Consider the following 17784-nt stretch of genomic DNA (forward strand, 5'->3'; position numbering starts at 1 on the left):
GAAAGCATGAATATGGCACTAATCAGCGCTATTGTTAAGTACTACAGTGTATACACCTGCTCAGGTCAACCTGGCCTGACACTTCGCACTGAACGTATTCCTGACAGGAGCAAACAGATGAAAGTAGCCATTATTGGAGCAACCGGTTTTGTAGGCCGTCGCGTGGTAGAGGAAGCACTTGCCCGTGGATTGCACGTCACCGCCATTGCCCGTCAGCAAAAAGACTTACCGGACAATGCCAACCTGACCGTTGCCTTGGGCGATGTGGCCGACACCGAATGGCTGGCGAAACAGTTAGCCGGTCAAGATGCAGTGATCAGCGCCTATAACCCGGGTTGGGCTGAAGACAACCTGTACGACAAAACCAGCAAAGGTGCGCAGCAGATCCTGGACGCAGTGAAAAAATCCGGTGTCAAACGTCTGTTGGTGGTTGGCGGGGCCGGCAGCCTGGAAGTTGCACCTGGTCTTGAGTTGGTCGATACCCCAGAGTTTCCGGACAATATCCGCCCAGGTGCACTGGCCGTGCGTGACTTACGTAACAAACTGCGTAATGAATCGTCACTCGACTGGACCTACCTGTCCCCAGCAGCATTACTGGAGCCCGGCAAACGCACCGGCCAGTTCCGTCTTGGCACCACTAAATTATTGATGAACGGCCAGGCACCCGCCGGCATCTCGGTTGAAGATCTGTCTGTAGCCATTATCGATGAGATCGAAAAACCGCAGTTTATCAAAGCACAGTTTACCGCCGCTTATTAATCGCATCGCCAGACCTCAGGGTCTGGCATCTCCCTACCTAAACCAAAAGTAAACAACCTCGCCACCTTTCTGAATCTCTAAGGTTTTCTTAAGTTTCATCCTGTAAATTTCAGCGCATTACTCAATATCAGGATTTAGATTTGGCAATGTGGTTACGTCAACGCTTACAGTGCAACAGCTTAGGTTTTATCCTCACCTGCGCCTTGTTCTTCACTCTGTTCCAAAACGCGTTATTCCTTCATAAAGCCTGGTCGTATATCACCTTCGATAACGTCCACAGCGTTATTTTCGCCGCTACCATGCCGGTCGTGATTTTCTGTGCGCTGAATATTATTTTCAGCGTGCTGACGGTGCCGTTCCTGCGTAAACCGCTGATAATCTTTTTCCTGCTCGGCAGTGCCGCCGCGAACTACTTTATGTACAGCTATGGCGTGGTGATCGATGGCAATATGATGCAGAACGCCTTCGAGACCAACCCGCAGGAAGCCACTGCGCTGTTAACGCCTCGCATGGGGTTATGGTTGGCTCTGCTGGGCATTCTGCCTGCGATCCTTGTCTGCTTTACTCATATCCGTCAAACGCGCCCATGGTGGTACATGGTTGGGTTACGCGCCGCCAATGTGATGCTTTCCGTGGTGGTGATCCTGATTATCGCCGCGCTGTTTTATAAAGATTACGCGTCGTTGATCCGTAATAACAAAAGCGTGGTGAAAATGCTGACGCCGTCGAACTTCGTTTCCGGCACCATCAAATTTACTCAGCAACGTTATTTCACTCGGAATCTCCCACTGGTGAAAATCGGTGAAGATGCACGTAAAGGGTCGTTGATCGCTAGCCAGCAAAAGAAAACGCTGGTGATTCTGGTCGTGGGAGAAACTGCGCGAGCTGAAAACTTCTCACTCGGCGGCTATGACCGTGAAACCAACCCACGTCTCAAGCAGGACAACGTGGTGTACTTTAAAAACGCCAGCTCTTGTGGGACTGAAACCGCGATTTCCGTGCCTTGCATGTTCTCCAACATGCCGCGCAGGGATTACGATGCGACTCTGGCGACGCATCAGGAAGGCATGCTTGATGTACTGGCACATGCCGGTGTTAACGTACTGTGGCGTGAAAACGATGGGGGTTGCAAAGGAGCCTGCGATCGCGTGCCACATGTCGACATGACCAAGATGAAACTACCGCAGGATTGTGACGGTGACGTCTGCATGGATAATGTGTTGTTGTACAAACTGAACGACTATATCAACGGCCTGAAAGACGATGGCGTGATTGTGTTGCATCAGATGGGCAGCCACGGGCCAGCTTATTACCGCCGCAGTACGCCAGAGTTCCAGAAATTCTCGCCAACCTGCGACAGTAATCAGATCCAGGATTGTACGCATGAGCAGTTGGTGAATACTTATGACAATTCCCTGCTGTATACCGATGCCATGTTGGACGACACCATCAAACTTCTGCAAAAACACAGCGACAAGTTCAACACGGCGCTGGTGTATCTCTCTGACCACGGTGAATCACTGGGTGAAAATGGCATGTATCTGCACGGTACGCCTTATGTCTTCGCCCCAAGCCAGCAGACCCATGTTCCCTTCCTGATGTGGATGTCCGCTGACTATGAGCGCAACTTCAAGGTTGACCGTCAGTGCCTGAGCACCCTGGCTGAGAAAGATGACGTCTCACAAGATAACCTGTTCCACACCATGATTGGCATGCTGAACGTACAAACGCGTGAATACCAGCCACAGTTGGATATCCTGCAACGCTGCCGCACTGGAGCATAAAGGCTTAACTTCTGCGCCCCGCTCGGGCAAAATACCCTTCATCGTCACCGGCGTTTTTACGCCGGTTTTTTTATTGTTATTGACCTAGACTGATCGGTCTATTATGCTAGCATCCATTATGACTAAACATGCGCATTGCCCCACAGATACCCGTGAACATTTGCTCGCTACTGGCGAGACGCTCAGCCTGCGCCTCGGTTTTACCGGCATGGGATTGAGTGAACTACTGACAACGGCGGGTGTGCCGAAAGGCTCGTTTTATCATTACTTCCGCTCGAAGGAAGTCTTTGGTGAAGCAATGCTACAGCGTTATTTCGAACACTATGATGCAGCAATGCAGCAGCTGTTCGCCGATGATAAAACGGATGCTCGCCACCAGTTGCTGAGTTATTACGCCCAGGCGATTAGCTACCATTGTCGCAGCGAATGCCATAACGCCTGTCTTGCGGTAAAGCTATCCGCTGAGGTGAGCGATTTGTCAGAGCCTATGCGCCATGCGTTGGAAACGGGCACAGCCCGGGTGATTGGCCATCTGCAGGACGCCATTGAACGTGGTATTCGTGAGGGCTCACTGTCAATTGCCATGAGCCCGGCAGCAACGGCAGAAACGTTGTATTCACTGTGGCTTGGCGCTTCACTGCGCGCCAAAATCCGCCGCTCGTTAGCCCCGCTGACCAGCGCGCTGGAAAGTATTGAGTTATTGTTGCGCCCAGCGCAACCCTAAACAAACAACAATGGATTTACCAAGGATTACCCTGTTGGGCAATTCTACGCTCGTTACTAGTCGACCGGTCTATTAATATAGGATGTGCTATGAAGATTGAAAAGTTGTTCTCCCCATTGAAGGTTGGCGCTGTAACTCTGCCGAACCGCGTGTTTATGGCCCCATTGACGCGTCTGCGCAGCATTGAACCAGGCGATATCCCTACCCCTCTAATGGGAGAGTATTATGCCCAACGTGCCAGTGCGGGTTTGATCGTCACTGAAGCAACCCAGATCTCTTTCCAGGCGAAAGGCTATGCCGGTGCACCAGGGCTGCATACTCCAGAACAAATCGCCGCGTGGAAAAAGATCACCCAGGCCGTACACGACAAAAACGGCCATATCGCCGTTCAGCTGTGGCACGTGGGCCGTATTTCCCATAACAGCCTGCAACCGGGCCAGCAAGCCCCAGTTGCCCCGTCTGCGATCAATGCAGAAACCCGCACCACCGTACGTGACGAAACAGGTGCCTGGGTGCGTGTCCCAACCTCTACTCCACGCGCGCTGGAAACCGAAGAAATCCCAGGCATCATTAACGATTTCCGCCAGGCAACCGCCAACGCACGTGAAGCCGGTTTCGACTTTATCGAACTGCACGCCGCGCACGGCTACTTGCTGCACCAGTTTATGGCTCCAGCATCTAACCAGCGTACAGATCAATACGGTGGTAGCATTGAAAACCGCACTCGCCTGACCTTAGAAGTGGTTGATGCGAGCATTGCTGAGTGGGGTTCAGAACATGTCGGTATCCGTATTTCACCACTGGGGCCGTTTAACGGCCTGGATAACGGTGAAGATCAGGAAGACGCAGCGCTGTACCTGGTTGAAGAACTGAACAAACGTAACATTGCTTTCCTGCACATTTCCGAACCGGACTGGGCTGGTGGTAAACCTTATTCCGATGCATTCCGCGACTCGGTACGTGCCCACTTTAAAGGGGTGATTGTCGGCGCGGGTGCTTACACTGCTGAAAAAGCAGAAGAGCTGATCACTAAAGGCTTTATCGATGCGGTAGCCTTTGGACGCAGCTATATTGCCAACCCTGATTTGGTTGAGCGTCTCAAACAAAATGCGGCACTGAACGAACCGCAACCTGCTACCTTCTACGGCGGTGGTGCTGAGGGTTATACCGACTACCCTTTCTTATCTGAAAAATAAGACGCATAAAATAAATGGGCCACATGACTGTGGCCCATTTTTATATCGATGAATGCGCGCCTTGCTGAACTGACCGTGTTGGTGAGCATAGGTAGAGCAATCTTCAGAGATGAATTTAACGGGCCACCCGCGCTGCCCAGCGTGCTATTTCACTGGCATCGACATTTTCCATTATTGTTCTAAACCAAACGGTAAATTCACCTGGATTACGTTGCATCTCATCCGTCAATTGCTGAAGGTCAACCCACAACCAACTATTCGCTTCCGCAGGATGCCCCTGCGGCTCGCCGTTAAACAGCCCCACGTAAATATGATCGAATTCGTGCTCAATTAAATCGCCCGGAACCTCAGCACGATAAGTAAAACTGGCTACCTGCTGCAATTCACTGCTGAAGCCCATTTCTTCATGCAGCCGACGCTGCGCTGCTGCTACCGTTTGCTCTCCCCATCGTGGGTGACCGCAGCAACTGTTGGTCCATAAACCAGCCGAGTGATATTTACTGAAAGCCCGCTGCTGCAGCAGCAAACGCCCTTGGCTATCAAATATAAATATTGAAAATGCCCGGTGCAGTAAACCCTGCTGATGCACCAGCATTTTGGTTTGCGAACCAATGGCGTTGTCCTCGGCATCAACCAGTATCAGCATTTCATCCATTTGTTGGCTCCTCCCGCAAGGGGAGTAAATCAGCACTGGAAAAATAAACAACCATATAAACAAGATCCTAATTAATGCACTAACCCAGTCCAACCCAGGCTTTATTTCGCTGTCAGGCCGCACGGCGCTTCACAATGCTTATAGTAGCGATTTTCAGGATCCTTTCGGCGACAAAGTGTGCGTTTATCTCCTTACCCTCATGATAAGTGACAATGTCACTATAGACGCATTGTGCGCCCTACCGTGGCGTACATTGAAATCCTTTATGCGGCAACGCTATACTGGATTTCGCTTCAATCCATCCGCCGTTGGCAACGGCACATCCAATCAGAGGAATTATGCGCTTACTCCATACCATGATCCGCGTCGGTGATTTACAACGCTCCATCGACTTCTATACCAAGGTATTAGGCATGCGCTTGCTGCGTACCAGCGAGAACCCTGAATACAAATACTCGTTGGCGTTTGTGGGCTATACCGATGAAAGCGAAGGAGCGGTGATTGAGCTGACCTATAACTGGGGCACCGACAGCTACGAAATGGGCACCGCGTTCGGTCATCTGGCACTGGGTGTTGACGATGTAGCTGCGACTTGTGACAGCATCCGTAAAGCCGGCGGCAAAGTCACCCGCGAAGCCGGCCCTGTCAAAGGTGGCACCACGGTCATCGCCTTTGTTGAAGACCCAGATGGTTACAAGATTGAGCTGATCGAGAATAAACACGCAGGCCATGGTCTCGGCCACTGAGATCGATCAACAAGGGCGCTTTTTGCGCCCTTGTTTTTATCCGCGTGATAACCGCCTGCAACCGGGCGCAAAATTTGCCATAATGCGCGCTGCATTCGATGAAGATAAGAAACTGATGGCCGAAAAAAGTGATCTTAACGCCCTGAGTGGCCGTTTTCGTGGGTTTTACCCCGTAGTCATAGATATAGAAACCGCCGGATTTAATGCCAAAACTGACGCACTGTTGGAAATTGCCGCTGTGACGTTAAAAATGGACGAGAACGGCTGGTTGCAGCAGGACGAAACCCTGCACTTCCACGTGGAACCTTTTGAAGGCGCGAATCTGCAACCAGAAGCGCTGGCCTTTAATGGCATCGATCCCAGCAACCCGTTGCGTGGTGCCGTCAGCGAGCACGATGCGCTGCACGCTATTTTCAAAGCCGTGCGCAAAGGTATTAAGGACCGGGGCTGTAACCGAGCGATTATTGTGGCGCACAACGCCAATTTTGATCACAGCTTTCTGATGGCCGCGGCGGAACGCGCCAGCCTGAAACGCAACCCTTTCCATCCGTTCGCCACCTTTGACACTGCAGCATTGAGCGGACTGGTACTCGGGCAAACCGTGCTGGCTAAAGCCTGTATTGCCGCCAACATTCCATTCGATAGCGCCCAAGCGCACTCAGCATTATATGACACAGAGCAAACTGCTCAGTTGTTCTGTGAGCTGGTTAACCGCTGGAAGCGCCTTGGTGGCTGGCCTCTAGCGGCCACCAATACCGACGAAGATATCTAAATTACATATCACGGCCTGGCGGGCAACGTTCTCTGCTGTTGCAAGAACGTTGTACACAGCAGCAGAAAAACGACGCGTTTAGAGAAAAAAATCGGGCGGCCCAGTATTAGCTGGCACCGCCCGATCTCGTCCAACAATAAAACCAAGCCTGTTATGGCTGCTGGTCTTCCTGCTGTTTGTACTTCTCTGCCGTTTCTTTGATCAGCTGCTGCAGTTCGCCGCGCTGATACATTTCCATGATGATATCACAGCCACCGACCAGCTCACCGTCGACCCACAGCTGTGGGAACGTCGGCCAGTTGGCATACTTCGGTAACTCGGAACGAATATCCGGGTTCTGCAAAATGTCAACGTAGGCAAAACGCTCGCCACAGGCAGACAATGCCTGCACGGCTTGTGCGGAGAAACCACAGTTTGGCAATTTCGGTGAACCTTTCATGTACAGCAAAATTGGGTTCTCAGCGATCTGGTGCTGAATTTTTTCAATCGTCGTCGTCATTATATTGCTTCCTCAAGCCAAATCTCATGGCTACAACATGCATCACACGGGCTATTGTAGCGGCTGAAACCGTCACAAGAAAACGCCATCTTTTGCAAGGGCATTCCCCATTGTCAGTCGCGTATCACCGGCAAGGCCTTTCCGGCCAAAACATATGGACAGAATAACATTTTTAATCTGGCCATTTCACTAATATATTTTTTCACCAAAACACGTCGTTTAATTATTCCCCACGCGTTCTCTGTTGGTTTTTTATACATTAACGGTTTGATTTTTCGGCAAAAAAAATGCCATTAACGTTTTCTCACAATATGGATTATCATTTATGAGTTCTTCGCTGTTTTATATGGCGAAATTCGGGAATACTGTCATTCTTTCGATATCTGTTCCGGGGCCAAGGTTGGTAACGTCGACATGCGTTTAATTCTTACGCTTTTTGTGCTGTTGTTTACACAGCTATTCTTCAATTTGGCGCACGCAGCGCCACAGGCGCGTATTGCCGCTGAGCAGCGCAAGAGCCACGTAAACGAAGCCCGGCCAGATGACCGTAAGAAAAAGAAAGCGGTTAAGGCTAGCAGCAAAAAAGTAAAAGTCACCACCCCGCAAAAAACAGCCAAGGTTCCCAAAGCCAAAACAGAAAAAGCCGCTAAAAAGATCGTCAGCGCCAAATCGAAACACAAAACTCAACAAATCGCCAAAATCAAAGTGACCCCGCCGAAAAAGGGTTACAAAAAAGGCTATGGTCGTCATCGTGAAGCCGGTATGGCAACCGCTAAATTGGCACGTGATGAAAAACCGCTGAAGCTCACCCCAGCACACAAGAAACGCTACCAGCACGCCAAGCAAACCGCGATGGCCAAGCTGATGGACCAAATGGGCAAACCTTACCGCTGGGGCGGTACTTCACCAAGAACCGGTTTTGACTGCAGCGGTCTGATTTATTACGCCTATAAAGACGTGGTAAAAATCAAAATGCCACGCACCGCTAACGAAATGTATCACCTGCGCGACGCCGCACCGATCAAGAAAAATGAATTGGAAAGTGGTGACCTGGTGTTCTTCCGCATTAACAATCGCGGCGTAGCCGACCATGTAGGGGTTTATCTGGGCAACGGCAAATTTATTCAGTCCCCGCGTACCGGTGAAGAAATTCGTATCAGCCAGCTCGACAACGACTACTGGCAAAACCATTACATTGGCGCACGCCGTGTTGTGACACCGAAAACCATTCGATAATTCGTTCTGCGGCTGGCTTTACCAGCCGCTCTCTTCGGTTTAATTCTCCAGCGCTTACTGCCGTACCTGCACCTTTCTCAGACTCATCACTGATTTTTATCGCGAAAATTGCTAAGCTAAATACCCACAATAAAAACAGGCCAACCTGTTACCCAGGTAATTGAGTACCGGATGGATCCTGTATAAGGAGGAAGCAATGTCGTTTGAACTACCTGCATTACCGTATGAGAAAAACGCTCTCGAACCCCACATCTCAGCAGAAACACTGGAATACCACTATGGCAAGCATTACAACGCCTATGTGGTCAATCTGAACAATTTACTGAAAGGTAGCGAGTTTGACGGGTTATCTCTGGAAGCGATTATCAAGGCGTCCAGTGGCGGCATTTTCAACAATGCCGCTCAGGTATGGAACCACACCTTCTATTGGCACTGCTTATCGCCACAGGGCGGTGGTGAGCCTCAGGGCGCATTGGCTACCGCTATCAATCAGGCGTTTGGTTCTTTCGCCGTCTTCAAAGAGCAATTTAGCGAGGCTGCAATCAAAAACTTTGGCGCCGGCTGGACCTGGCTGGTGAAAAAGGCTGACGGCACGCTGGCCATTGTTAATACGTCGAACGCTGGTACGCCGCTGACCGGTGAAGACAAACCGTTACTGACCGTCGACGTGTGGGAACACGCCTACTATATCGATTACCGCAACGCACGCCCGACCTACCTGGAGAATTTCTGGGCATTGGTTAACTGGGCATTTGTGGAGAAAAACCTGGCATAACGCGGGTTGAGACAAACAGGCGCACGAAGCTGCGCCTGTTTTTACTTCGGGGATCAGTTCAATGCTGCGGTGAAGCTAAAAGCAATAATCACGGCCAGCGCACAGACAGTGGTGAACAGTGACATTTTCAGATCGGTATCCATTACAACTCCTTTTCAGATTGGTTTTCCCAAGGATAAAAGGCACACAATTAATGCGTCAAACCATTTTCACACAGTTGGCCAATAAAATCTTGTTATCATTTCCCGGTTTATAATACCGATTACCTCTTCCCCTTTTGCTCAATATGGGACAAAATTCGCAGTTCACAACTGTGTACCGGCAAAATGCCCCTCCTGACCAAGCGCTGACGACTTCAACACACTAAAAACTCAGTTTTCGCTTCTTTGGAGAAGGATCTACGCAGGCAAACGATTAACATCACACTTACATACTGCAACATGTGAGTTCAGGAGTCATTCTTTACATGGCAACGATTAAAGATGTGGCCAAACGCGCTGGCGTTTCCACCACCACCGTTTCGCACGTCATCAATAAGACTCGTTTCGTCGCCGAAGAGACAAAAGCGGCCGTGGGTGCCGCGATTAAAGAGCTGCATTATTCACCCAGCGCTGTGGCGCGCAGTCTGAAGGTCAATCACACCAAATCGATTGGTCTGCTGGCAACCTCTAGTGAAGCGCCCTACTTTGCTGAAGTGATCGAAGCGGTAGAAAACAGTTGCTACAGCAAAGGCTATACGCTGATTCTGTGTAACTCGCACAACAATTTGGACAAACAGCGCGCCTATCTGGCGATGCTGGCGCAAAAGCGCGTCGATGGCTTGTTGGTGATGTGTTCAGAATATCCAGACCAATTGCTCGGCATGTTGGAAGATTATCGCAACATCCCGATGGTCGTGATGGACTGGGGCGCAGCACGCGGTGATTTTACTGATACCATCATTGATAATGCCTTCGAAGGTGGCTATCTGGCTGGACGTTATCTGATCGAGCGCGGACACCGCGATATCGGTGCCATTCCCGGCCAACTGGCGCGTAACACTGGGGGCGGACGCCATCAGGGCTTCTTAAAAGCCATGGAAGAAGCCAATATCGACGTGCGCGACGAGTGGGTCGTCCAGGGTGACTTTGAGCCAGAATCCGGCTACAAGGCCATGCACCAGATACTGTCGCAGAAGCAGCGTCCAACCGCGGTATTCTGTGGCGGCGATATCATGGCAATGGGGGCTATCTGTGCCGCCGATGAGCTTGGGCTACGCGTGCCGCAAGATATCTCGGTCATTGGCTATGATAACGTGCGCAATGCGCGCTATTTCACCCCGGCGCTGACCACGATTCATCAACCTAAAGAGCGCTTGGGTGAGATGGCATTCACCATGTTGTTGGACCGTATCATCAGCAAGCGTGAAGAGTCACAGGTGATCGAGGTTCATCCTAAGTTGGTTGAACGCCGTTCGGTTGCTGACGGTCCGTTTATCGATTACCGCCGTTAGTCATTCACGCCGGAAGCCACTGCGGTTTCCGGCGTCACTTCACTTAACCATTCCTGATTCAACGTTTCGCTGTCGCCTAAATAGTCCAATAGCCAGGCCATCGCCGGTGATGGCGTATTTTGCTGCCATGTCAGGCAACAGGGGCTGGCAGGAAACGGCTGCTGCAACTGTAGCGCTACCAGTTCCCCACGTTCTACTAACGGCAAGACCTGATGTGCGGGCATCATCCCCACACACAATCCGGCGCACAGGCAATCCACCGCCGACGCCCAGTCCGGCACTACCAACCGCCGCTGGTTATCCAGTGTCCAGGTGACCCGCTTGGGGAGATTACGTGAGGTATCTTCCAGACACAGTGACGGGAAAGGCCGGAGCTGGTCATCGTTCAGTAACCCCTCTAAAGCGGCCAGCGGGTGCTGGGGGCTGGCGACGCATAACCAACGCATGTCGCCCATATCGCGAAAGGCAAACCCACCACCGACCGGCACGGCCCGCGTCGCACCTATCGCCATGTCAGCACGGCCATCCACCAATGCATCCCACACACCATTAAACACTTCTGGCTGAACCAATAATTCAACGTCAGGAAAATGCCGATAAAAATCCAACACCAACTGACGGCAACGCTGTGGCTTGACGATAATATCTACGGCAATCTTCAACTGACCACGCCAGCCGTTGGCTACCTGCTGACACTGCCGACGAGTGTCGAGCATTTTTTTGATGACACCACGCGCTTCCTGAATAAATAGCACACCCGCAGGCGTCAGCTCCACATCACGATGACGGCGCTCAAACAACGGTACCGCCAGCCATTGCTCAAGTTGCCGCACGGTGTAACTTACCGCTGAGGGTACCCGATGCAATTCCTGCGCCGCTGCGCTAAAGCTACCGGTTCGGGCAACAGCATCCACTACATCCAGAGAATATTCAGACCACATGGTTTTGCCTTCAATTTTTTTAACAGCACTTTGCAAATATTACCGTTTCACAAGCAGAGATCCAGCCGGATACACTTGCCGGCGCTAAAAACCTGCGACAATAAAATATTAACGAGAAATACCATGCGAAATTCCTTTGGTTTTATGTTCTATCTTGCCGGCCTGAGTATGCTGGGTTACCTGGCTACCGACATGTACTTGCCCGCTTTTGGTGTGATGCAGCAAGACCTGCAAATTTCTGCCGGGGCGATCAGCGCCAGCTTGAGTATCTTCCTGGCCGGCTTTGCCTTTGCACAATTACTCTGGGGCCCGCTTTCCGATCACCTTGGCCGCAAGCCCGTACTATTGATTGGTCTGGCCCTGTTTGCTCTGGGTTGCCTGGGCATGTTGTGGGTAGAGAATGCCGTTCAGCTCTGGTCGCTGCGTTTTATCCAGGCCATTGGGGTTTGTTCCGCCGCGGTCACCTGGCAAGCGCTCGTCATTGACCGTTACCGTGAAGGTAAGGCAAACCGTGTTTTCGCCACCATTATGCCACTGGTGGCGCTTTCACCCGCACTGGCACCGCTGGTCGGGGCGTGGCTGTTAAACCATATGGGTTGGCGCGCTATTTTCGCCGTGCTGCTGGGCATCACCGTTATACTGCTGCTGCCTACCCTGCTATTGAAAGAAAGCGCCAAGGCGGCACCCACCACCGAAAAGAAAAGCAGCCTGACCTTCCTGCAACTGTTGAAATCACCGGCCTTTAGCGGGAACGTCACCATCTTTGCCGCCTGTTCGGCCGGATTTTTTGCCTGGCTGACCGGTTCACCGTTTATTCTTGGTGATATGGGGTACAGCCCAAATGATATTGGCCTGAGTTATGTACCGCAGACCCTTGCCTTCTTATTAGGGGGTTATGGCTGCCGTACCGCATTAAATCGCATTAATGGCAACACGTTACTGCCGTGGCTGCTGGTAGCTTATGGTGTGAGTATGGTGTCTCTGTACTTGGTTGCCACGCTGACTGAGCCGACACTGACCACATTGTTGATTCCGTTCTGCGTGATGGCATTGGTCAACGGAGCCACCTACCCAATCGTTGTGGCGAATGCGCTAACACCATTCCCAGAAGGCACAGGTAAAGCCGCAGCCCTGCAAAACACCTTGCAGTTGGGCCTGTGTTTTGTCGCCAGTATGCTGGTTTCGGCATTTATTGCCCAACCCCTGCTGGCAACAGTCACGGTGATGGTGTCGACGGTAGTATTGGCTGGAATGGGCTATATGCTGCAACGCGGTAAAGTGGTGGATGACAGTCAGACAACGCGACAGGAACATGCTAACTCTGCGTCATAATTGTCATTATTAATAATCACTTAAAGAATATTTTTGCCGAGTGCGATTTACAGTTGAGTAAGCGCCTCGGCAAGCCTATACTCAAAACGACCTTTTAAAATAACACTTTTATAATTTCTTTATCACAAATTGCTGTTGTGTACGCGCATGGCGTCACACTTTTTTAAGGATTGTCTTTCCCGCGTTTCTTGCGCTGGAACCTTCTTAAAATTTTCCTCTGTTCATAGTCGGATATCAGACGCCACGGGACTTTTTACCGTAGGTAAACGTATGCACCCGCAGAATTTGTCTAAGCTATTTTTTGGCGGGTCATAAGTCAGAAGAAGGTGATGGAGAAGCTATGAGTTCATCGTGTATAGAAGATGTGAGCATCCAGGACAACCAATGGTACCGTATCGCTCATGAAATGCTCAGCATGGCCGGTATTGAAATAAACGGCTCACGCCCTTTCGATATTCAGGTTAAAAACCCCGATTTTTTTAAACGCGTTCTACAGGAGGGTTCTCTCGGCCTTGGCGAAAGCTATATGGACGGTTGGTGGGAATGTGAACGGCTGGATATATTCTTTCAACATGTTGTCCGCGCCGGTCTGGAAAAGAAACTCCCCCGCCATCTAAAAGATACTCTCCGAATTGCCGCTGCGCGATTAACCAATTTGCAATCGAAAAAACGCGCCTGGATTGTCGGTAAAGAGCATTACGATCTGGGGAACGACCTGTTTACGCAGATGCTCGATCCTTATATGCAGTATTCCTGCGCCTACTGGAAAGAGGCAACTACGCTGGAAGAGGCGCAAGATGCCAAGCTGCGGATGATTTGCGAAAAACTGCAGCTACAACCGGGTATGCGTTTGCTGGATATCGGCTGCGGTTGGGGTGGGCTTTCCGCCTATGCAGCAAAAAACTTCGGCGTGTCCGTGGTGGGCGTAACCATTTCTGCCGAGCAGCAAAAGCTGGCGCAAGAGCGCTGTGCCGGGCTGGACGTCGAAATTCTGCTGCAAGATTATCGCGATTTGCACCTACAGTTTGACCGTATCGTTTCAGTCGGCATGTTTGAGCACGTCGGCCCCAAAAATTACCGCACCTACTTCAATGTTGTTGAGCGTAATTTAAAACCGGGCGGCTTATTCCTGCTACACACCATCGGTTCGAATCGGACAGATATGAATGTTGACCCGTGGATCAACAAATATATCTTCCCGAATGGCTGTTTGCCTTCCGTTACCCATATCGCCCAAGCCAGCGAAGGGCATTTTGTGATGGAGGACTGGCATAATATTGGCGCTGATTATGATCGCACGCTGATGGCATGGTACGAGCGATTCAAACAAGCGTGGCCAGAACTCGCACAACGTTATTCCGATCGCTTCGAGCGCATGTTCAGTTATTATCTGAACGCCTGTGCCGGCGCATTTCGCGCGCGGGATATTCAACTGTGGCAGGTGGTATTCAGCCCGAAAGGCGTTGAAGGTGGTATCCGCGTTCCGCGATAACACTGCGCAATAAAAAACCCCGGTAAATCAGCCGGGGTTCTTTTCATACATCGATGACCTAATAAGGATCAGCCGCAATAAACGCGGATGATTTTATCATCACTGTCACCCAAGAAGTTCAGACGGCGCAGATTAAAGTCCATCGTTACTGCTGAGTTATACGGAATAGCGCGCACCTGTGAGTCAATCTGCACACCTTCGAGCGCTGACAGCGGTTTACCGACATAGCTCTGATACTGTGCCGCACCGCAGGTATCATTATCTGCGTCCACTGCCGGGTTGGCTGCGCCCTGTTCAGGCGAACTGCTACAAGCACTCAGCGCCAACAGCGCCGTTAACATCAACGTTTTCCCATAAAACTTCACGCGTTTGCTCCTCTCTGGTTTGTCGTCCGTCAGATCTTCTGCGACAGCGCGCTCGCCGCCGCCATCGCCGCTTCACGGCTCGCTAAAACACGCTCAACGGTGTCCACCACCGCCTGTGTTTGCGGGTCGATCTCAATATTCACCTTATCACCCAGGCGTTTTTTACCCAGCGTGGTACGTTCCAGCGTTTCCGGGATCAGATGTACGCAAAAACGATTATTCACGACTTCACCTATGGTCAGACTAATACCATCGATGCCAATGAAGCCTTTATGCAGAACGTATTTCATCAATTCGGCGTCTGGCATCCGCAGCCACACCTGGCGATTATTCTCAGAGGTATAAATCTTGGCCACCTCCGCCGTGCAGATAATATGGCCGGACATCAGGTGACCGCCAATTTCATCATTAAATTTGGCTGCCCGCTCAATGTTGACAACATCCCCCAACACCAGATCACCGAGGTTAGTCAAACGCAGCGTTTCTTTGATCAGATCAAAGCTGACGCGGTTGCCTTCCACCGCAGTGACGGTCAGGCAGCAGCCGTTATGCGCCACCGATGCCCCGAGTTCTAGCCCTGGCAGCAGTTCAGTAGGCATATCGATAACGTGAGTGCGGAAGTTGGATTTTTCATCAATGGCGACCAGCGGCGCGGTGCCTTGTACGATACCGGTGAACATGTGGGCCTCTTCTTTCTACAATGTTTAAAGCGCTTGAGGCAGTTTGCCCCAGTTGGCGAGGAAAACCAAACCCGAGGCGACAAAAAATCTGCGCCTGCGCATTTAATAACTATTTCATCGCGGCATTTGCTTAACGACGCCGAGCGGGTACAATATTTTTGACAAAATTCCGCTATTTTTAATTGTTGTCCTTTCGCGACGACCCTTCCCTTCATCATAAATAAATAGAAAAGGTGTATGCGTGCAGAAGTACTTAATTGAAGCGCGTAGCTTATTGGCCCTCGCAATCCCGGTAATCATCGCGCAAATATCGCAAACCGCAATGGGCGTAGTCGATACCATCATGGCCGGTGCTTACAGCGCCACAGATATGGCCGCCGTCGCCGTCGGTACCTCTATCTGGTTGCCGGCCATTCTCTTCGGCCACGGCTTGTTGCTCGCACTGACACCAGTAATTGCACAACTTAATGGTGCAGGTCGACGCGATCGTATCGCCCATCAAGTTCGTCAAGGTTTCTGGCTGGCTGGAGCCGTCTCTGTGCTGGTGATTACTGTGTTGTATAACAGCAAGTTTGTTATCGACATGATGCACAACATTGATCCACAGCTGGCAGACAAAGCCGTAGGTTATCTGCACGCCATCATGTGGGGGGCGCCAGGCTATCTGTTCTTCCAGGTCCTACGTGGCCAATGTGAGGGGCTGTCAAAAACTAAACCTGGTATGGTCATTGGCTTTCTCGGTTTGTTGGTCAACATCCCGATCAACTATATCTTCATCTACGGTAAGTTCGGTATGCCGGAACTGGGTGGCGTCGGTTGCGGTGTGGCAACGGCAAGCGTCTACTGGTTTATGTTCCTGGCGATGCGGTGGTACGTCCGACGAGCACCGTCGCAGCGCGATATAGTACCGCACGAAGGCAGTAACAAACGACCAGACTGGCCAGCGATAAAACGCTTGTTCGGCATTGGTCTGCCGGTTGCGTTGGCTCTGTTCTTTGAAGTCACGCTGTTCGCGATTGTTGCCCTGTTGGTGTCACCGCTCGGCATTGTTTCCGTCGCAGGGCACCAGATTGCACTGAACTTCAGCGCCCTGATGTTCGTTTTGCCGCTGTCACTGGGCGTCAGTGCCACTATTCGCGTTGGTTATCGATTGGGTGAAGGATCGGTTGAAGGCGCACGCATTGCCGCCTATGCGTCGATCGGCGTCGGTATCTTGATGGCCTGCTGTACCGCGCTGTTTACCGCCACCTTCCGCGAACACATTGCCTTGCTGTACAACGACAGCCCAGCCGTTGTGGCCATGGCGTCACACCTGATGCTGTTGGCGGCAATTTATCAGATCTCCGACTCCATACAGGTGATTGGCAGCGGTATTCTGCGCGGTTATAAAGATACCCGTTCGATCTTCTTCATCACCTTTATCGCTTATTGGGTGCTGGGTCTGCCGAGTGGTTATCTGTTGGCGCTAACCGATATCGTTGTACCGGCAATGGGACCAAGCGGATTCTGGATTGGGTTTATCATTGGCCTCACCTTTGCCGCCATTATGATGGCCTTGCGTATGCGCTGGCTGCAAAGACAACCGGCCGCACTCATCTTGCAACGCTCGACTCGCTAAACATCACCGTCGGCCGGTCGCTAAACCGGCCGACGGCTTCATGGCCAGAGTTTGCAGAAAAAACCACCGCACTGCACACAAGCGCAGCAATCGCGTGAAATACCGGATAAAATTACGTTTTTCTCCTTGCCAGCAAGCAGGTAGCTCGTTAATATTCGTCCCCGCTGTCAGCCATGACAGACAGGAAAAGATGCGTCCGTAGCTCAGTTGGTTAGAGCACCACCTTGACATGGTGGGGGTCGGTGGTTCGAGTCCACTCGGACGCACCAAAGCGTTGTTTTCTCAAACTTGCCCTATCAGCTCAACACTCACCCTATTGTTAACTCGCCAGCGCGATCCCATACTTTAGCTTCTGCCATCGCAAACTGTATCATCAAGGCGAATACCTTATCAGGACAGATCCCATGCTGACATTTACCGCAGAGACTTCGTTTGAGAAGCTCGACAACGGCCTCACCCGCCGACAAGGGATAATGAACAACGGCGCCCGTGCCACAGAAGTAAAATTCGACGCCGGCGCCTTCGGCCAGCTGCAAAAACGCGCCCACACCTTGCAAACACGGGTAGTCTCGGGCGAGTTTGAATTCACTGTAGGCAGTGACACCCAGATAGTGCTCGCCGGTGAAACCGTCACGATCCCCGCGAATACCGCGAGTGGTTGCTTCTGTTTGGCTGCCGGTACGTTGTGGGAAATCATCACGTCAAACTAACCTTCTGC

The 17784-nt window shown here is 51.3% G+C and carries 19 protein-coding genes and 1 tRNA gene; 14 read left to right on the plus strand and 6 right to left on the minus strand.

The features are described from left to right. Positions 1-117 precede the first annotated feature (117 nt). The 4 genes from SGR01S_RS11970 to SGR01S_RS11985 all read left to right on the plus strand — a co-directional run bounded on the left by SGR01S_RS11970 (position 118) and on the right by SGR01S_RS11985 (position 4463). Positions 118-759 carry an NAD(P)-dependent oxidoreductase gene (locus tag SGR01S_RS11970; protein ID WP_037418709.1) on the plus strand — a complete coding sequence of 214 codons (642 nt, stop codon included), beginning with the start codon at positions 118-120 and terminating at the stop codon, positions 757-759. A gap of 146 nt (positions 760-905) precedes the next feature. Next, on the plus strand, positions 906-2543 hold the full coding sequence (gene eptA, locus SGR01S_RS11975) for a phosphoethanolamine transferase EptA (RefSeq protein ID WP_037418706.1): 1638 nt from the start codon (positions 906-908) through the stop codon (positions 2541-2543). A gap of 103 nt (positions 2544-2646) precedes the next feature. After that, complete coding sequence (locus tag SGR01S_RS11980; RefSeq protein WP_037418704.1) at positions 2647-3267, plus strand: TetR/AcrR family transcriptional regulator; 621 nt, start codon at positions 2647-2649, stop codon at positions 3265-3267. Between the two features lie 89 nt (positions 3268-3356). After that, positions 3357-4463, plus strand: a complete 1107-nt coding sequence (locus SGR01S_RS11985) for an alkene reductase (RefSeq protein WP_037418701.1) — start codon at positions 3357-3359, stop codon at positions 4461-4463. Between the two features lie 115 nt (positions 4464-4578). Here SGR01S_RS11985 and idi read toward each other — a convergent pair whose 3' ends face one another. Then, positions 4579-5118 (minus strand): isopentenyl-diphosphate Delta-isomerase, encoded by a 540-nt coding sequence (gene idi / locus SGR01S_RS11990; RefSeq protein WP_037418698.1) that lies wholly within the window; start codon positions 5116-5118, stop codon positions 4579-4581. A 338-nt stretch (positions 5119-5456) separates the two neighbouring features. Between idi and gloA the strand changes: the two genes are divergently transcribed. Beyond that, the gene (gloA, locus tag SGR01S_RS11995; RefSeq protein ID WP_037418695.1) at positions 5457-5864 is read left to right on the plus strand and encodes a lactoylglutathione lyase; all 408 of its coding nucleotides are present in this window, start codon (positions 5457-5459) and stop codon (positions 5862-5864) included. Between the two features lie 82 nt (positions 5865-5946). Further along, complete coding sequence (gene rnt, locus SGR01S_RS12000) at positions 5947-6636, plus strand: ribonuclease T (protein WP_037418878.1); 690 nt, start codon at positions 5947-5949, stop codon at positions 6634-6636. A gap of 151 nt (positions 6637-6787) precedes the next feature. Here rnt and SGR01S_RS12005 read toward each other — a convergent pair whose 3' ends face one another. Further along, positions 6788-7135, minus strand: coding sequence for a Grx4 family monothiol glutaredoxin (locus SGR01S_RS12005; RefSeq protein ID WP_061807546.1), 348 nt, complete (start codon positions 7133-7135; stop codon positions 6788-6790). A gap of 414 nt (positions 7136-7549) precedes the next feature. Here SGR01S_RS12005 and SGR01S_RS12010 point away from each other — a divergent pair, with 414 nt between their 5' ends. Together SGR01S_RS12010 and sodB are read left to right on the plus strand one after the other, a co-directional pair. Next, entirely contained in the window at positions 7550-8371 is an 822-nt protein-coding gene (locus tag SGR01S_RS12010; protein WP_037418692.1) for a C40 family peptidase, read from the plus strand. 196 nt (positions 8372-8567) lie between these two features. Beyond that, positions 8568-9146, plus strand: coding sequence for a superoxide dismutase [Fe] (gene sodB, locus SGR01S_RS12015; protein WP_061807547.1), 579 nt, complete (start codon positions 8568-8570; stop codon positions 9144-9146). A gap of 53 nt (positions 9147-9199) precedes the next feature. Here the strand turns inward: sodB and cydH are convergent, their stop codons facing one another. Continuing rightward, positions 9200-9289 carry a cytochrome bd-I oxidase subunit CydH gene (gene cydH / locus SGR01S_RS24195; protein WP_004943739.1) on the minus strand — a complete coding sequence of 30 codons (90 nt, stop codon included), beginning with the start codon at positions 9287-9289 and terminating at the stop codon, positions 9200-9202. A 323-nt stretch (positions 9290-9612) separates the two neighbouring features. On the opposite strand from cydH, the gene purR reads away from it, so the two are divergent. After that, complete coding sequence (purR, locus tag SGR01S_RS12020) at positions 9613-10638, plus strand: HTH-type transcriptional repressor PurR (RefSeq protein WP_037418687.1); 1026 nt, start codon at positions 9613-9615, stop codon at positions 10636-10638. Here purR and punR read toward each other — a convergent pair. Continuing rightward, the gene (gene punR / locus SGR01S_RS12025) at positions 10635-11579 is read right to left on the minus strand and encodes a DNA-binding transcriptional activator PunR (RefSeq protein WP_037418873.1); all 945 of its coding nucleotides are present in this window, start codon (positions 11577-11579) and stop codon (positions 10635-10637) included. The genes purR and punR overlap by 4 nt on opposite strands. A 123-nt stretch (positions 11580-11702) precedes the next feature. On the opposite strand from punR, the gene punC reads away from it, so the two are divergent. After that, on the plus strand, positions 11703-12911 hold the full coding sequence (punC, locus tag SGR01S_RS12030) for a purine nucleoside transporter PunC (protein ID WP_037418682.1): 1209 nt from the start codon (positions 11703-11705) through the stop codon (positions 12909-12911). A 340-nt stretch (positions 12912-13251) separates the two neighbouring features. After that, positions 13252-14403 (plus strand): cyclopropane fatty acyl phospholipid synthase, encoded by a 1152-nt coding sequence (gene cfa, locus SGR01S_RS12035; RefSeq protein WP_037418678.1) that lies wholly within the window; start codon positions 13252-13254, stop codon positions 14401-14403. A gap of 68 nt (positions 14404-14471) precedes the next feature. Here cfa and SGR01S_RS12040 read toward each other — a convergent pair whose 3' ends face one another. Both SGR01S_RS12040 and SGR01S_RS12045 read right to left on the minus strand, forming a co-directional pair. After that, positions 14472-14768: an I78 family peptidase inhibitor gene (locus tag SGR01S_RS12040; protein ID WP_061807548.1), complete on the minus strand. Its 297-nt coding sequence runs from the start codon at positions 14766-14768 to the stop codon at positions 14472-14474. A gap of 29 nt (positions 14769-14797) precedes the next feature. Next, a complete protein-coding gene (locus SGR01S_RS12045) occupies positions 14798-15448 on the minus strand; it encodes a riboflavin synthase (RefSeq protein WP_037418675.1) in 651 nt (216 codons plus the stop codon). Between the two features lie 241 nt (positions 15449-15689). Here SGR01S_RS12045 and SGR01S_RS12050 point away from each other — a divergent pair, with 241 nt between their 5' ends. From SGR01S_RS12050 to SGR01S_RS12060, 3 genes are all read left to right on the plus strand, one after another. Further along, complete coding sequence (locus SGR01S_RS12050) at positions 15690-17066, plus strand: MATE family efflux transporter (protein ID WP_061807549.1); 1377 nt, start codon at positions 15690-15692, stop codon at positions 17064-17066. A gap of 192 nt (positions 17067-17258) precedes the next feature. Continuing rightward, a tRNA-Val gene (locus tag SGR01S_RS12055) sits at positions 17259-17335 on the plus strand. Between the two features lie 135 nt (positions 17336-17470). After that, positions 17471-17776, plus strand: coding sequence for a cupin domain-containing protein (locus SGR01S_RS12060; protein WP_061807550.1), 306 nt, complete (start codon positions 17471-17473; stop codon positions 17774-17776). Positions 17777-17784: the final 8 nt, after the last annotated feature.

The sequence above is a fragment of the Serratia grimesii NBRC 13537 genome (genome assembly GCF_001590905.1).
GTDB lineage: Bacteria > Pseudomonadota > Gammaproteobacteria > Enterobacterales > Enterobacteriaceae > Serratia > Serratia grimesii.

Coding starts and splice junctions, on each gene's coding strand:
- SGR01S_RS11970 (WP_037418709.1), top strand. CDS start 118: ATGAAAGTAGCCATTATTGGAGCAACCGGTTTTGTAGGCCGTCGCGTG.
- eptA (WP_037418706.1), top strand. CDS start 906: ATGTGGTTACGTCAACGCTTACAGTGCAACAGCTTAGGTTTTATCCTC.
- SGR01S_RS11980 (WP_037418704.1), top strand. CDS start 2,647: ATGCTAGCATCCATTATGACTAAACATGCGCATTGCCCCACAGATACC.
- SGR01S_RS11985 (WP_037418701.1), top strand. CDS start 3,357: ATGAAGATTGAAAAGTTGTTCTCCCCATTGAAGGTTGGCGCTGTAACT.
- idi (WP_037418698.1), bottom strand. CDS start 5,118: ATGGATGAAATGCTGATACTGGTTGATGCCGAGGACAACGCCATTGGT.
- gloA (WP_037418695.1), top strand. CDS start 5,457: ATGCGCTTACTCCATACCATGATCCGCGTCGGTGATTTACAACGCTCC.
- rnt (WP_037418878.1), top strand. CDS start 5,947: ATGCGCGCTGCATTCGATGAAGATAAGAAACTGATGGCCGAAAAAAGT.
- SGR01S_RS12005 (WP_061807546.1), bottom strand. CDS start 7,135: ATGACGACGACGATTGAAAAAATTCAGCACCAGATCGCTGAGAACCCA.
- SGR01S_RS12010 (WP_037418692.1), top strand. CDS start 7,550: ATGCGTTTAATTCTTACGCTTTTTGTGCTGTTGTTTACACAGCTATTC.
- sodB (WP_061807547.1), top strand. CDS start 8,568: ATGTCGTTTGAACTACCTGCATTACCGTATGAGAAAAACGCTCTCGAA.
- cydH (WP_004943739.1), bottom strand. CDS start 9,289: ATGGATACCGATCTGAAAATGTCACTGTTCACCACTGTCTGTGCGCTG.
- purR (WP_037418687.1), top strand. CDS start 9,613: ATGGCAACGATTAAAGATGTGGCCAAACGCGCTGGCGTTTCCACCACC.
- punR (WP_037418873.1), bottom strand. CDS start 11,579: ATGTGGTCTGAATATTCTCTGGATGTAGTGGATGCTGTTGCCCGAACC.
- punC (WP_037418682.1), top strand. CDS start 11,703: ATGCGAAATTCCTTTGGTTTTATGTTCTATCTTGCCGGCCTGAGTATG.
- cfa (WP_037418678.1), top strand. CDS start 13,252: ATGAGTTCATCGTGTATAGAAGATGTGAGCATCCAGGACAACCAATGG.
- SGR01S_RS12045 (WP_037418675.1), bottom strand. CDS start 15,448: ATGTTCACCGGTATCGTACAAGGCACCGCGCCGCTGGTCGCCATTGAT.
- SGR01S_RS12060 (WP_061807550.1), top strand. CDS start 17,471: ATGCTGACATTTACCGCAGAGACTTCGTTTGAGAAGCTCGACAACGGC.